Genomic DNA, 16,067 nt, shown 5'->3' with positions numbered 1-16,067 from the left:
AGTGAAGCAAAGAATGGGATAAGGGAAATTTATGGGAACCTACGGATATATATCAATTATAGCCATGCTGTGCTATGGCTTTCTGCTGTTGATGTTTTTGACAGCAAAGAAAAATAAAATAATAAACAGTTTTCTGGTGGTATTGACGGGATTACTTTTCTGGACCGGAGGTTCTGCCTTTATGCGTGCACAGTTCTGGCCGGGATGCGAATTCTGGTATCAGGTTTCCTTGTTGGGAATCTTATTACTGCCATATGCGTATTACCGTTTTATTCTTGCCTTTGGCGGAGTCAGGAACGGATCCACCGGTAGAATATACCTGGTGATCATGCTGATCTGCTTTTGGGTAAATGCCCAATTTGGAGCTTTTCTGGAAGCCCCTGAGATGGTAGAAAAAAGAGGGGTACAAAGCTTTGTATATGAGATTAAGCCATCTATTATTGCATTTTTTATCCCGGCAGGATTTTTTCTGATCCACCTTTTCGTAATTCTTATACGGATCTGTAAAGAAAATCCTACCATGAAAGTTCAGTATGAACCGGTGATGATGGGAGTGCTTGTACTGTTTCTTGGCAATGCATTTCTTGGAATTCCTTTTTTCAGCGGCTTTCCGATCGATATTTTAAGTGGTGTAGTAAATGTATTTTTACTGTTTTATGCACTGATCCGAAGACGATTATTCCGCCTCCAGATGCTGGCATCTCCCAGTTTATGTTATGGTGTAGGATTGCTGTTTTCTATTTTTGTATTTTTAAATATCATGCCGTTTCTGCAAAAAATTCTCCATATGCAGCCGGATAAGAATATCACCATGTACACCCTTGTATTTGCCATTGTTTTTCTGATTACCTATGCAATCTTTACTTATCTGTGGAAACTTTTGATCCGCAGTGTATTTGTAAAGGAAGAGAATCATCAGGCGGAGAAGTTAAGAGAATTTAATTCAGCAATTTCAAAAACCCTGGATCTTCAGGAAATTCTGGATCGAACCATCCGGGTGATGAAAGAATTGATGGATGTGGGCAATATCTATATATGTATGCAAAAAGCACCCGGAGAGACTTACTGTGGAGTTGCAAGTGACCAGCCTCTTAATGATCTGGCATTTTCTCTGGAAGAAGAAAATCCGATGATACAGTGGCTGAAAGATCATGAAGAGCCGCTGGTTTACAGGGATTTTCGCTATTCTGTAGAATATAAGTCCATGTGGGAGGAAGAAAAACATCATCTGGATAAGAAGCACACGCGCTACTGTGCCGGATTAAAAGACGGTGATACTTTGGCAGGGGTGATATTGATCACAGCAGATTCCGGGAAAAAGAGATTGGTCTATGATGAAGTGGAACTGATCTCAAACATCACATCGGTGGCTTCTATTGCTATTAAAAATGCAAGAATGTACGAAAAAGCTTGTATTGAGGCAAGAACGGATGAGATGACTGGTTTGTTGAATCGAAAATATTTCCATGAAGTACTTTATGAAGAATTTGAAAAGAATAAAGATGCCTCGTTGGCACTTGCAATTATCAATGTAGATGATTTTAAGTTATATAATCAGCTGTATGGTTTAAAAGAAGGTGATCTGTGTCTCCAGCGCATTGCAAAAATCATCCAGAGCAGTGTGGGAGAAAACGGATATGCTGCCCGTTACGGTGGAAAAGAATATGCTGTTTTGTTGCCGGGATATGATCTTTTCTCAGCCAGAAATCTGGTGGAATCCATTGAAAAGCAGATTTCTGTTATGAATAATCGCAGGACAGACATGAAGCTGAAAGCAATTACGGTCAGTGCGGGAATCAGTGCGGCGCCTTATGCGGCAAAAAATGTGAAGGAACTGCTGGAGAATGTGGATCTTGCAGTTTACCATGTGAAACACAGTGGAAAGAACGGGATCCAGGTCTTTGATACCATGTTCCGCAATGCCAACAAGAATATAGTGTCAACAAACCGGGCACATATTTATCAGGAATATGAATCAACCATCTATGCACTGACAGCAGCAATCGATGCAAAAGATCATTATACATTCAGCCATTCCACAAATGTGGCCTATTATGCAACAGCGCTTGCAACAGCACTTGGCATGAATGAAGATATGGTGGAGATCATTCGCCAGGCAGCCCTTTTACATGATGTTGGTAAGATTGGTATCCCGGAGTATGTATTAAATAAGGCCGGCAAACTGACAGACGATGAGTATGAAACAATCAAGGGACATGTGGAAGCGTCTATCGATATTATCCGTCATCTGCCTTCTCTGGATTATGTTATTCCGGCTGTTATCGGTCATCATGAACGTTATGATGGCAAAGGATATCCACGACGGATCGCAGGAGAGGATATACCTCTGACAGCACGTATCCTGTGTGTGGCAGATTCCTTTGATGCCATGACGTCCAAACGTTGTTATAAGAAAGCCTTCTCGTTGAGTGTAGCAAGAGAGAAACTTCTTCAGGACGCAGGAAAACAATTTGACCCGGATCTGGTCTACAAATTTGTGGAATGCCTGGATAACGGGACCATTACGTTAGTGAAAGCTGAAGAGATATAAAAAAGGTAACATTCAATGTCTGTTGTGACGGCAGAATACGATGAATGCTCCTGTTATGAAGTAGATGCATGAGAAAAGAACAATCTTATGCATCTATTTTTTTGACAATGGATTTTGCATGTAGATGTGAAAGTGTATATCTTTTTCATGCATAGTTTGTTAGAATATAGTTTAAGGTTTATGAATTCGAAAACAGAATCTTTTGCGGCAGATAAACAAAGCAAATATTTGTGAAAAAGCAGTGATAGATGAAAAAATGGGAAGTTTTGTAATGGATGGATATTTTTATGTATTAACTACAATTGATCTTTTTGTTTTATGCTTTATGTGCATACTCACATATCTGAGTGAATCGCTTAGCGAAAAACAAAAGCGTGGTTTTTTTCTGGCTTATCTTATGATCGCAGGAATTTCAGTGCTGGAGGTTATAACAGTGGTTGTGGACGGCTTGCCGTCCGGATACCGATGGCTGAATATTGTGTCTAATTATCTGGGGTTTGGCCTGTCGCCGGCGGTGTCTATCTGTCTTGTGTATGTATTGGACAGAAAAACAGCTCTCCGACGAAAGATCAGAATTGCAGTGTGTTGTGAGATCGCATATCTTATGTTTCTGTTGATTTCTATTCCATATGGAATGGTATTCTCCGTGAGTGTGGATAATATTTATTCACGTGGTCCGCATTTTTACATATATGTCATCATGTATTTTGGGGCAATTTTGTATCTTTCGATATCTACGATCATCACAGCCAGAGAATTTCAGAATCGCAGCAGGATGCTGATCTATCCATTGATTCTTTTTGTGATGGCGGAAACAGTCATTCAGGTTGCACTGCCTGAACTTCATGTAACATGGTTATGTGTTACGTTGCTTTCTGTATTATATTTTATCTATTGCAATGAAATGTGGAATCAGTTGGATGCACTCACAGGACTTTTGAATCAGAACAGCTATTTGAAACAGACCAGGGAGGTAAAATACAACAAAGGAGTGCTGGTGGTGTTTGACGCGGATGATTTCAAACAGGTCAATGACTGTCATGGTCATGTGAAAGGTGATCTTTGCCTTGCGGATATTGCGGAATGTATCAAAAAAGCATATGCAGACTTTGGATATTGTTATCGGATAGGTGGGGATGAGTTTTGTGTATTACTGAAAAACGGAGCGAAAGAAGAGGAATGCAAACAGGAATTTCTGCGGCGGTGGAAAGAGAAACGAAGGAAGTCCACATTTTTCCCAACCGTTTCTTACGGGTCAGCTCCATTTTCAGGTGAAGATGTTGCAGTCGTCAAAGACAGAGCGGATCAGGATATGTATCAATATAAAAAAGAACGTAAGAAACATCACGCGCCAAGTCTTACAGACGTTTGATTTGAAGTGATTATTCAAAGGGCATATGCTATCATTTTTGCATAGTAAAGACATGTGCTTACATGTGGATGATCGCAATGGGACTTCAGTTGTTATTTTAGATAATAGGAAAAATTGAAAAGCTGTCGCTTTTACGATGGATCAATCGCAAAGTGGCAGTTTTTTTGCTATCTTGATTTCAAACAGGTGTAGTATTATACTACAGCTATACGTAGACATTGTTTGAATTGTTAATAGAAGAAATCAGGAATTTGATATGATGAAAAATATAAGAAGACATTTTACACCGTTTCAATTGATCACGATGGGTTTTGCCGCAGTTATCTTATTTGGCGCGTTTTTGCTGACGTTGCCAATCTCCTCGGTGGAGGGAGTATTTACGCCATTTCACAAGGCTTTATTTACTTCTACTTCGGCGGTGTGCGTGACTGGGCTGGCAGTGCTGGACACGGGGAGCTACTGGTCTTTCTTTGGACAGCTTGTTATTTTAATACTGATCCAGATCGGTGGACTTGGCGTGGTGACAGTTACGGTTTCGGTCACATTGTTGTCCGGGAAAAAGATTTCTCTTATGCAGCGCACGACAATGCAGGATGCCATTGCAGCGCCAAGGATCGGAGGAATTGTCCGACTGACGAAGTTTATATTAAAAGGAACATTTCTGGTAGAGCTTATCGGAGCGGTATTACTGCTGCCGGTTTTCGGAAAAGATTTTGGCGTGAAGGGAATCTGGATGTCAATCTTTCATTCTATTTCTGCATTTTGCAATGCGGGATTTGACATTCTCGGAACGACGAAAAATACGTTTCCGTCCCTCCTGCAGTATGCGGGAAATGCTCTTGTAAATGTAGTGATTATGCTGCTTATTATTATTGGCGGCATTGGTTTTCTTACATGGGAAGATGTGTGTACGAATACATATCATTTCCGGCGCTATCGACTGCAAAGCAAGATCGTTCTCGTGACGACGGCAGTGCTTATTTTATTGCCGAGCCTTTTCTTTTTCTTTTGGAATTTTAAAAATCTTGCAATGGAGGAACGGCTGCTTGCATCGTTTTTCCAGGCGGTGACACCGAGAACTGCCGGGTTTAACACCGTAGATATCGGAAAGATGGCGGAACCGGCACAGACACTTATTATCATTCTTATGCTGATCGGTGGATCGCCGAGTTCTACAGCCGGAGGTATGAAGACAACGACAATTGCAGTGCTGCTCTTAAATGCATTTGCAACATTTCGAAGTAAAGATACGGTAAGTGCATTTCACAGGCGAATTGATAATCATGTAATACGCGATGCAGTTACACTTTTGATGCTGTATGTGATGCTTTTCTTTGGCGGTGGAATCGCGATCAGCATGTATGAAGGTCTGCCATTGGCCGAATGCCTTTATGAGACGGCTTCGGCGGTTGGAACAGTGGGACTTACACTTGGAATTACGCCACACCTTCATATGGCGTCCCAGTTGATCCTTATCGTGTTAATGTATCTTGGAAGAGTCGGAGGACTTACATTGATCTATGCTGTATTTTCATCCAGAAATAAGAGCAAAGCAAAGTTCCCGGTAGAACAGATTACAGTTGGATAGTTTGGAGGAAATAAACATGAAAAATATTTTACTTATTGGACTTGGAAGATTTGGCAGACATCTCGCTGTAGAGTTAAATGAGCTCGGCCATGAGGTTATGGCAGTTGATGATGATGAAGACAGAGTAAATGAAATTCTGCCATATGTTACGAATGCGCAGATTGGAGACAGCACAAATGCAAACTTCTTAAAATCACTTGGGATTGGAAATTTTGATATTTGTTTTGTAACAATTTCGGCAAATTTTGAAAATTCATTGGAGACGACTTCGCTATTAAAGGAGCTTGGAGCAAAGATTGTTATCTCCCGGGCAGAACGAGATATTCAGAAGAAATTTCTCTTAAGAAACGGAGCAGATCAGGTCGTATACCCGGAACGCCAGGTAGCCAAGTGGGCATCTATCCGGTACACGGCAGACCACATTTTGGATTATATGGAAATTGACGCATCCCACGCAATTTTCGAGGCGGAAGTGCCGGAGGAGTGGCTTGGAAAGACAATCGGAGAGCTGGATGTCCGAAGAAAATATAATATCAATATCATTGCAGTGAAAGATAAAGGCGGGGTGAACATCGCCCTTTCCACAGATACGCTTTTGAAGCAGGATGCGACAATTTTAGTAATCGGAGAACATAAAGCGATTAAGAGATGGTTCAACATATAAAGGAGGTAAATTTTAAAATGAATGAACTGACAAAATTAATCAAAGCGGACATGCTTCCGGCACTTGGTGTGACGGAGCCGGGAGCGATCGCATTCAGTGTAGCGAAGGCACGTTCCTACACAAAAGGAGAATTAAAACATGTAAATGTTGCAATGAACAGTGGAATGTATAAGAATGCATTTACGTGTGGAATTCCGAATTCCAATGAAGTGGGCAATGTGTTTGCTGCAGCACTCGGCTATGTGGCTGGAAATGCAGAAAAAGGATTGGAATCGCTGGCGGATGTAAAACCAGAAGACAATGTTACCGCACAAAAGCTCATTGACGAAGGTAAGATCACCGTTGAGTTAAGTGGTATTACAAGTCGTATCTTTATCCAGGCAACAGTGGAGACGGAAAGCGATAAGGCAATAGTTACGATCCGTGATTCTCACACGAATATTACGAAGATTGAAGTAAATGATGAGGTGCTGGAGGAGAGTGAGGCAGAGCATGCCGCAGATACGACAGAGGCGGACGCAAAGGAAGAGGTACATTCTATTCATGGTTATACATTGAAGGAAATCTTAGAATATGTAGAAACTGTTCCGGTAGAAGAGATTGAATTTGTAAAAGAAGCTTACAAAGTAAACCTGGAATTATTCCACGAAGGACTTGAAAATCCACGCACGACATTTGCAAGAACGCTTCTTGCAATGAATGGTGGCAAAGAGATTTCCGACGATGAGAAGAATACAGCGTCTCTTCTTTGCAATGCAGCCATCGAGGCACGCGTGATCGGACTCGACAAACCGGCAATGAGTATTACCGGTTCCGGCGCACATGGAATTATCGCTACAATGCCACTCTATGGTGTGTATAAGATTAACCACTTGAGTGAAGAAAGTTTGTATCGTGCGACAATGTTGAGTTATCTTGTCTGCACTTATATTAAAGAGTACTCCGGAAGATTGTCTGCATTTTGCGGATGCGCGATCGCGGCAGGATCTGGTATGGCTTGCGGAGTCTGCTACATGAAGGGTGGCAGATTAAAGGAACTGGAATATACCCTCAACAATATGGCATCTTCCATTACCGGTATGATCTGCGATGGCGGAAACCAGGGCTGTACGATGAAAGGTGTGGCTGCCTGTGACACAGCATTTCGATCAGTAGAATTTGCACTTGAAGGCGTTCATATCGACAAGGCTCATGGTATCAACGGGACGACACCGGAAGAGACGATGCGCAACATGGGACTTATTGCATCGCCGGGAATGGTAGCGACAGAGAAGACGATCGTAGAGATTTTCGAAGATAAGTTGAGATAGTCAGAGACAGGATTGCGGAAGGCATTCTTAGGATGGATGCACTCCCTCCCGGGAAGATAACAGTTGTGCCAAGACATATCACTGGCCAACTTCGGCACTTGCAAAGAAGCTACCAAAGAAAAATCGCTTAGGCCTGAGAAAAAAGGTCTAAGCGATTTTTACATTTGGTGTGTTATTCGGCATCTTCTTTTACAGTAAATACTTCGATGATCTTCTTTAATGTCTCGTGAAGATATGGCATATATTCTGCCATTGATACCGGTGTCTGTTTTAAGATGCAGCTGTAACTTGTGGAGCCAATCAGCTCAATGATCGTATAGAGCATAAGGTTTGGTGACGTACAGTTGACATGATAAAGTTCCAGTGATTCTAAGTAATGGTCGAAAAATGCCTGTGGCAGTACGCCGGCACCGTTCGATACTTCTGCCTGGAAAATTCCCCAGGATAGATTCTTCGCAACGAACTGGATCAACGGTTCATCGGTCATAAATCTTCCTATAATGTAATCTGTCATAAATAATACTTCATCTTCAAATGTTGGCACATTTGCTTTATCCAACTCTAAGTGCGCATCGTTGAAAAGCTGCGTAGCTTTGTATGCGATCAGTTTATCGCGCAGGTCAAACTTGTCTTTGAAGTACAGATAAAAAGTACCTTTGGCAAGCCCGGCGCGATCTACGATGTCAGCGACAGTTGTCTTGGAAAATCCTTTTTCTGTAAATAACTGAAAAGCCGCCCGCAACAGAGTATGTTTTTTTTGCTTTTTATTATCGTCTACTTTTCCCATAATCATTCCTTCTTATCCTAATTACATATATTAATAGGAACTGTTTGTCCTTTTACGTAAGTTTTACATTTATATGGTAGATTATTTTTACTTGCATGTCAAGAAAAATGACTTTTTTTCATTTTTTATATAAAAAAGATTGACTAAAAGTCATTTTAGTGTATACTATACTACGAAAGAGATTTATGAAGAGTATTAAGGAGATGATACAACAATGGTTAAGGTAGGAAAGTGGATTGCAAAGCACCGAGTAATTGTGCTGATTCTCGCGTTGCTGCTGACAATCCCGTCAGCAATCGGAGTAGTGAAGACGAGAGTTAATTATGATCTGCTGAGTTATCTTCCGGAACATCTGGAGACGGTAAAAGGCCAGGATATTCTCGTAGATGAATATGGCATGGGAGCATTCTCCATGGTGGTTGTGAAGGACATGGAATTGAAAGACGTCCAGCAAATGAAAGAAAAATTCAGTAAGGTCAAACACGTAAAGGACGTGTTATGGTATGATGATGTTGCAGATATTAGCCTGCCGGTAGAGATGATCCCGAAGGATTTAAGAGAGTCATTTTTCAAAGGCGATGCAACAATGATGTTAGTATTATTCGATAATACAACATCCTCAGATGATGCGATGGATGCATTGACACAGCTTCGTCATGTGGCGAATAAGCAGTGCTTCATCAGCGGTATGACAGGAATTGTTACAGATATTAAGAACATAGCAATGCAGGAACTGCCGGTATATGTGGTCATTGCAGCAGTTCTGAGTCTGATTGTTCTGGAGCTGACATGTGGATCTTTTGTCGTTCCTGTTTTATTCTTGCTCAGTATCGGACTTGCGATTTTGTATAACCTGGGAAGTAATATTATCCTCGGAGAAACTTCCTATATTACGCAGGCATTGACAGCGGTACTGCAACTTGGAGTTACGATGGACTATTCTATCTTCCTGCTGAACAGTTACGAAGAAAATAAGAAGAGGTTCCCTGGTGAGAAAGAACGTGCCATGGGGCATGCCATTTCCAACACATTCAAGTCTGTAGCGGGAAGTTCTGTTACAACCGTAGCCGGATTTGTTGCACTTTGTGTTATGACATTTGCACTTGGACGTGACCTTGGAATCGTTATGGCAAAGGGTGTTGTGATCGGAGTTATCTGTTGTGTAACTGTGCTTCCGTCACTCGTATTGTTCTTTGATAAGGCGATCGATAAGACACAGCACAAGCTGCTGCTGGCACATATGGATAAGCCATCCGCATTTATTACCAAGCATTACAAAGCATGGATTGTAATCTTCCTTGTATTATTGCTTCCGGCTATTTATGGTAACAATCATACAAAGATTTATTACAACATTGCTGATTCATTGCCGTCTACACTGGACAGTAACGTAGCGAATGCAGAACTTAAGAAAGACTTTAATATGAACAACATGCATATCGTCATGATGGATAAGAACATGGATTCACGGGATAAGCAGAAGATGTTTGATGAGATCGATAAGGTCGAGGGTGTTAAATGGACAATCAGCATGAACTCCTTGATTGGACCAAGCGTTCCGGATTCTATGATTCCGAAGGACATTAAGAAGATGCTTAAAAGTGATAATTACGAACTTGCATTCGTAGGTTCTGAATATGAATCAGCAACCGATCAGGTAAATGCACAGATCAAAAAGGTTGATAAGATCGTTAAGAAATATGATAAATCAGGAATGGTGATTGGCGAAGCACCACTGATGAAAGACTTACAGGATGTTACAGATACAGACCTTGTAAGAGTAAATGCAATTTCCATTGCGGCCATTTTCATCATTATTATGGTGATTTTCAAATCCATTTCGTTGCCGATCATCCTGGTATCTGTTATTGAATTTGCAATTATGGTAAATATGGCGATTCCTTATTATCAGGGAATCAGTCTTCCGTTCGTTGCCAGCATCGTTATCGGAGCGATCCAGTTAGGAGCAACCGTTGATTACGCGATCCTGATGACAACCCGTTATCAGCGTGAACGACAGCACGGCAAGCAGAAGATGGAAGCAATCAGTATTGCGCACAAGACAAGTATGGAATCTATCATCAGTAGTGGACTGAGTTTCTTCGCAGCAACATTTGGTGTTGCATGTTACTCAAAGGTTGAGATGATCGGATCTATCTGTACACTGTTAGCGCGAGGCGCTATCATCAGTATGGTAGTCGTACTTTTTGTACTGCCGGCAATGTTTATGATTTTTGACAAAGTAATCTGCAAGACATCCATTGGTTTCCTTGATGATAAGAAAATGGTAGGAAATGATGTGTATGCCGCAGAGGCGAAGTAAGGTAGAAAGGAAGTAAGAAGCATGAATAGAAATAGTAAATTGATTAAACGTGGACTCACAACTTCTCTTGCTGTAGGAATGTCGGTTATGGTAGGTGCGATGCCGGTATATGCTGCAAGCTCTGATAAAAAAGATAACGATGACAAATTATATAAAGAAGAAACTGTGTATGTAAATGCAGATGCAGCCGGTAATACAGATGAAATTACTGTATCCAACTGGCTGAAAAATTCCGGTGATGTTTCCGGAAAACTTACAGACAAGAGTACACTGAATGACATTAAGAATGTCAAAGGTGATGAGAAATATACAGCAGACGGTGACAAAATTACATGGAATACAGACGGAAAAGACATTTATTATCAGGGAACAACCGACAAAGAACTTCCGGTATCCGTAAAACTCACTTATTACCTGGATGGAAAAGAGATTCAGCCGAACAAGTTAAAAGGTAAAAGCGGACATCTGAAAATTAAAGTAAACTATGAAAATAAATCCAAGAAGAATGTGGAAGTAAATGGCAAGACAGAAAACATGTATACAGCTTTCGTAATGATGACGGGTATGATTCTTCCAAATGACAACTTCACAAATGTTACGATCGATAACGGAAAAGTTATTTCTGATGGAAACAGAAGTATTGTTGTTGGATTTGGTATGCCGGGATTAAAAGAAAGCCTGAACCTGGATGATATCAAGGATGCAGATGATCTTACAATTCCGGAAAGCCTGGAAGTGGAAGCAGACGTAACCGATTTCGAGATGTCTTCTACATTTACAGTAGGCTTGAGTGACCTTACAAAGGACTTAGATCTCGATAATATTGCAGATATGGATTCCCTTCAGAATGCACTCGACGAGCTCGATGATGCAGCACTGGAGCTCGTAAGCGGGTCGAACACACTTTCCGATGGAACAAAGACACTTGCAGACGGAGTGGACAGCTACACAGAAGGTGCAGATACGTTAAATGATGCAATCCAGAAATATTTAAGCAAAGACGGAGAATTAAGCGGCAGTGTTACAGAGTATGTAAATGGTGTCAACAAAGTTGTAAAAGGTGTCAATGACTACGCGAAAGGAACAACAACTCTTGCAAATGGAGTTACATCTTATGTAGGTGGCGAGAAGAAGCTTGCCAAAGGAGCAAAACAACTTACAACATTGAGCGATGGCCTTACAAAGATTCAGGGAGCGATCGACAAAATGAAAGCTTCTACAGACGGTAAGGGAGAGGCAAAAGAAGACTTAACGGTTGCTTCCGCACAGCTTGCAGCCGGAACAGCGCAGTTAAAGAAAGCTCTTGGCAGTGCAGAAGTACAGACATTGCTTGCACAGGTTGACGGAATGGTAAAAACCGGTAATGAGATGATCGCAGAGACAGAAAGCCTGCAGACAGCAATGAATACAGGAATTGCTGCACCGGTACAGCAGATTGGTACAGATCTTGAAAGCTTACAGAAAGAATTAGGTACAATCAATACGCAGCTTGGTAATTTACAGAAAGCCTGCGAAGCAAAAGTTACAGAATTAAATAAATCCATTACAGATTACAATGATGCGGTAGATAAAGCACAGACAGCTTCCGAGAAGAGCAAGAAGCAGATCGACAGCTCTGTTGCAGCATTAGAGAAACAGAAAGAAAATGCAACAGACGCAGAGAAGAAAGAGCTGAATGAGTCCATCGATGCATTAAAAGATGCGAAAGACGCAACAAAAGATATCGATGCATTAAAGAAACAGGATAAAGTCAGCATTACAATGCCATCTGTAGATGTGACAAACATTCAGAAGATTGCAGCTGATATTCAGAAACAGGGTACAACATTCGAAAAAACAGCTACGGCACTTCAGACACAGCTTCCGGAGATGCAGAAAAAACTGAACAAGATTTCAGCTAGTAAAGGTGCGCTTCCGCAGGATGATGTGAAAGACCTTACAACAAAGATCGATGCATTAAATGCAGGTATGCAGGGACTGGATGCCGGAATTAATACTCTGGCAGGAGGAATCAACGAGTTAGATGGTAAGACTTCAGCCGCTTTCCCAAAAGCACAGCGGGGAATCGTTGCGTTGAACGACGGATTTACACGGCTCAGCTCTTATAACGATGCCCTCACAGGCGGTGCATTGAAATTAAAGAAGAACAGCCCGACACTGGTAGCCGGAGTAAGCACACTGCAGAGTGGAACGAATAAGCTTGCAACCGGTCTTAATACACTTGGCTCACAGTTAAGTGAAGGATCTGCAAAGCTTTCTTCTAACAGCGATGAGCTTCGCTCAGGAGCTGATAAGTTAAGCTCAGGAGCAGAGGAGCTTGCAAACGGAGCAGATAAATTCCAGAAAGAAGGAACAGGCAAGTTAAAGAGCACATTCGAGGATGAACTCGGTGATGTTCTGGATCGTTTCGATGCACTGACTTCTGACAAGTGTGCTTACAAGACATACAGCGGAAGAGACAAATCTATGGATGGAGCAGTAAAATTCGTCATCGAGACAGACGAGATCAAATAATCGCTACAGGAAATATATTTTATAGCAAAGACAATTCACTAATAATTGTATCATCTTATAAAGAGGCAGAGAGCTTTGACCACAGTTCTCTGTCTCATTTTAATTACCATAGCTTATCGCAGTATCCGAAAAGGGATTAGGTTTAAATGGTGGCATAATTATAACAAGCAAAAACTGAAAAAGAAAGGATATTATAGGATAATAATTAAATAATATATGTAAAATCAAAGATAAAAATAGGAATTAGCGGTCAGCACTATTTTGAAAAGATTGAAAAATATAGTCGATTCGGATACAATAAAAGAAAAAGGAAGGGGGAACCCGTATGATCTCAGACGAGGAGGCATATCGGCAATATCTGGATGGCATAGAACAAGGTGCCGACATTCTGGTAGATAGATACGGGGATGCGCTTACCTATTACATCCATGGATATATCCATGATATACATGAATCAGAAGATTTGATGATTGAAGCATTTTCTAAGATTTTTGCAAAGGAGCGTCCGATTAAGGGGAATGGAAGTTTTAGGGCTTATTTATATAAGACAGCAAGGAATCTGACAATCCGGCATAACCAGAAGCATAAACTGTGGTTTTTGCATCTGGATGATCTGACTTTTGATCTGCCGAGTGAGGAACTGGTAGATACAAAACTTCGACAGACGGAGAGAGAACGTCAGCTTTATGAAGCGATGGCAAAGTTAAAAACAGAGTATCGGGAAGCATTGTATCTTGTGAGTCTGGAAGAAATGAGTTACCGGGAAGCAGGAAAGATTCTCGGAAAGAGCGAACAGCAGATTACGAATCTGGTACATAGAGGCAAAAAAAGTCTGAAAATCATTCTGGAACAGGAGGGATTTGTATATGCGGACGAATAAAGAGCGTCAGCAGTTGATTCATAAAAGAACACAGGAGATTAAGATAGAAGAGCGTAAGAAAAGACAGTATATGATCAGTGGAATAAGTATTGCCGCATGTCTGATCGCTGTAGTCGGTCTGGGAATGTATCTTCCGAGTGTTATGAAGCAGAACGCTGCAGGTAAGATGAATTACAGTCCCGGAATGGCAAGCATGCTCGGACAGTATGATGCGCTCGGATATATATGTATGGGAATACTGGCATTTGCACTTGGTGTGTGTGTGACAGTGTTGTTATATCGGATGAAACGTGCAGAGGAGCATCGGCAGGAGAAGAAACAATATGAAAAGAGTGCGGAACAGGCGAAAAAGGATGAAGAGTAGAAGCAGGGAGCATACAGATGAATTTTGAGTTGATTGACAATTTTATGCAGGTCGGTGTAATGCTTGTGGCGGCAGTGGCAGATATTATTTTCTGGTTCCGGCAAAAAGATCGGATCTATATTATTCTGGCGCTGGAACATGGTTGTTTTATGATGGGGACTTTGTATTATGTGTTATACCTCTTCATTCGCGGTGACGTTCCGCAGATTTTTTATGTAGCAGAGATTTCATGGATTTCCAGCTATCTCTTTCTGCATACTTATCAGATTGTGCGCAGAGACGGGGAAAAATCCCGTTTTGCGCCTGTCCCTGCAGTCTGTGCGGCTGTGATTTTTATAGTCGCAATGAGAAGTGAGATATTCGGTCCGGCAATTCTGTCTACAGGAGCATTTGCAGTGACAGTCGGAGCAATTACGTATATAGCGGTATTTCATATGCAGTATGGAGACGACATCCGGTTGACAGATGTGTGGCCGCTGATCTGTGTGATCCTTCAGCTTGTTCTATACATAAGCTCGCATTTTTTCAATGATTATACAAAATTTAATCTGTATTTCCTGATTGATTTTGTACTGACTTTTTCAGTCGCCGGTCTGCTGCCGTGTACAGTTTCGGAGGTGAAGAAACATGATGTACATTGAAAATATTTTCATCTGTATTGCAGTACCGATGTTGTTGTCACTTCTGTTTATACCGGGTGAGGCGAGAAAATATACGTTTTTTGTTACAACCGGAATGGGAATGTGTATGCTGTCGGCATATGTGAACAGCTTTTTTATGAATTATTATGGAGCAGATGCAGTACAGGCGGCAATTGAGATTACGCCGGTCTGCGAAGAAGTGATGAAATTATTTCCGCTTCTGTTTTACATTCTGATTTTTGAACCGAAGAAAGAAGAAATACCAAGAACCGCGATTGCGATTGCGGTTGGATTTGCAACATTTGAAAATATATGCTATCTGACAGAGAACGGAGCAGCAGATTTTGAGATCCTTGTAGTCCGTGGATTTGCTTCCGGTGCGTTGCATATCCTGTGTGGGATTCTTATGGGATTCGGGATTACTTATATTTTCCGGAGACGTACTCTTGCAATAACCGGAATGGTCGGACTTCTTGGAGCGTGCAGTGTATTTCATGCAATTTATAATCTTCTTGTTTCTGCAGAAGGGAACTGGAGAGCATTTGGATATCTGTTCCCGACAGTCATGATACTTGGGCTGTTTGCCGGATGGAAGAGCATAATAAAATTAAAAGAAGAAAAAAATTCTTTCACTTAGGAAAAATAAGTGAAAGGATTTTTTTTATTGTGTCTTTCGTATAGATAGAGAGTGAAAAAAGTATATAAAATCGAGAAAGGAGGTCGGAAAATGGATCAGAAGGAGATCAGAAAATGTAAGATCCGTCGCCGGAGTCTGTTTTTGCGCTGCCGGTATGACAGGCGGATTATTTCAGGATTAATAGCGATAGCTATTGTACTGGCTGTATGTATGGGGAGGATGTTTCGTATGACACACATATCTGGAGTTGCGACGGTAGCATCCGGCTACGGATCTGTTCTCCTGCGCAACGGAGCAGATATTTATGTACTGATCGGTCTTGCTGCTTTTGTGGCAGGTGTGGTTGTCACCGTTATCTGTATGCGGTTTCGGAAAAAGAAGGCAAACAATATTTACAGTGAATAAATAATCAATATAAATACAAGAGGCGCAGAGG

Annotated in this window: 13 protein-coding genes; 12 read left to right on the top strand and 1 reads right to left on the bottom strand. The window is 41.3% G+C overall.

What is annotated here, in order from left to right:
- Window positions 1-31 precede the first annotated feature (31 nt).
- The 5 genes from DW152_RS04175 (at window position 32) to DW152_RS04155 (ending at window position 7,485) form a co-directional block, all read left to right on the top strand.
- Complete coding sequence (locus DW152_RS04175) at window positions 32-2,551, top strand: HD domain-containing phosphohydrolase (protein WP_118288039.1); 2,520 nt, start codon at window positions 32-34, stop codon at window positions 2,549-2,551.
- A 271-nt stretch (window positions 2,552-2,822) separates the two neighbouring features.
- Complete coding sequence (locus DW152_RS04170) at window positions 2,823-3,923, top strand: GGDEF domain-containing protein (protein ID WP_118288057.1); 1,101 nt, start codon at window positions 2,823-2,825, stop codon at window positions 3,921-3,923.
- Window positions 3,924-4,179: 256 nt separating this feature from the next.
- Window positions 4,180-5,511: a TrkH family potassium uptake protein gene (locus DW152_RS04165; protein WP_118288038.1), complete on the top strand. Its 1,332-nt coding sequence runs from the start codon at window positions 4,180-4,182 to the stop codon at window positions 5,509-5,511.
- A gap of 16 nt (window positions 5,512-5,527) precedes the next feature.
- Window positions 5,528-6,175, top strand: coding sequence for a potassium channel family protein (locus DW152_RS04160; protein WP_118288037.1), 648 nt, complete (start codon window positions 5,528-5,530; stop codon window positions 6,173-6,175).
- 17 nt (window positions 6,176-6,192) lie between these two features.
- Entirely contained in the window at window positions 6,193-7,485 is a 1,293-nt protein-coding gene (locus tag DW152_RS04155) for an L-cysteine desulfidase family protein (RefSeq protein ID WP_118288036.1), read from the top strand.
- 172 nt (window positions 7,486-7,657) lie between these two features.
- On the opposite strand, the gene DW152_RS04150 is transcribed toward DW152_RS04155, so the two are convergent.
- Window positions 7,658-8,272: a TetR/AcrR family transcriptional regulator gene (locus DW152_RS04150; protein WP_118288035.1), complete on the bottom strand. Its 615-nt coding sequence runs from the start codon at window positions 8,270-8,272 to the stop codon at window positions 7,658-7,660.
- A 214-nt stretch (window positions 8,273-8,486) separates the two neighbouring features.
- On the opposite strand from DW152_RS04150, the gene DW152_RS04145 reads away from it, so the two are divergent.
- From DW152_RS04145 to DW152_RS04115, 7 genes are all read left to right on the top strand, one after another.
- Complete coding sequence (locus DW152_RS04145) at window positions 8,487-10,595, top strand: efflux RND transporter permease subunit (RefSeq protein WP_118288034.1); 2,109 nt, start codon at window positions 8,487-8,489, stop codon at window positions 10,593-10,595.
- Between the two features lie 21 nt (window positions 10,596-10,616).
- Complete coding sequence (locus DW152_RS04140) at window positions 10,617-13,109, top strand: hypothetical protein (RefSeq protein WP_118288033.1); 2,493 nt, start codon at window positions 10,617-10,619, stop codon at window positions 13,107-13,109.
- 325 nt (window positions 13,110-13,434) lie between these two features.
- Window positions 13,435-13,989 carry an RNA polymerase sigma factor gene (locus DW152_RS04135; protein WP_118288032.1) on the top strand — a complete coding sequence of 185 codons (555 nt, stop codon included), beginning with the start codon at window positions 13,435-13,437 and terminating at the stop codon, window positions 13,987-13,989.
- Window positions 13,976-14,353 carry a hypothetical protein gene (locus DW152_RS04130; protein ID WP_021860056.1) on the top strand — a complete coding sequence of 126 codons (378 nt, stop codon included), beginning with the start codon at window positions 13,976-13,978 and terminating at the stop codon, window positions 14,351-14,353. Before DW152_RS04135 ends, DW152_RS04130 begins: the two co-directional genes overlap by 14 nt.
- 17 nt (window positions 14,354-14,370) lie before the next feature.
- Entirely contained in the window at window positions 14,371-14,994 is a 624-nt protein-coding gene (locus tag DW152_RS04125) for a hypothetical protein (RefSeq protein WP_117537073.1), read from the top strand.
- A complete protein-coding gene (locus tag DW152_RS04120; RefSeq protein ID WP_118288031.1) occupies window positions 14,981-15,631 on the top strand; it encodes a PrsW family glutamic-type intramembrane protease in 651 nt (216 codons plus the stop codon). The genes DW152_RS04125 and DW152_RS04120 overlap by 14 nt, the downstream gene beginning before the upstream one ends.
- 90 nt (window positions 15,632-15,721) lie before the next feature.
- A complete protein-coding gene (locus DW152_RS04115) occupies window positions 15,722-16,036 on the top strand; it encodes a hypothetical protein (protein WP_118288030.1) in 315 nt (104 codons plus the stop codon).
- The last annotated feature ends 31 nt before the right edge of the window (window positions 16,037-16,067 follow it).

It is taken from the genome of Dorea sp. AM13-35 (assembly GCF_003473885.1).
GTDB classification, from domain to species: Bacteria; Bacillota; Clostridia; order Lachnospirales; family Lachnospiraceae; genus Dorea_D; species Dorea_D hominis.
The sequence above is the reverse complement of the archived record's forward strand: the minus strand, read 5'-3'. Positions and strand labels throughout refer to the sequence as shown.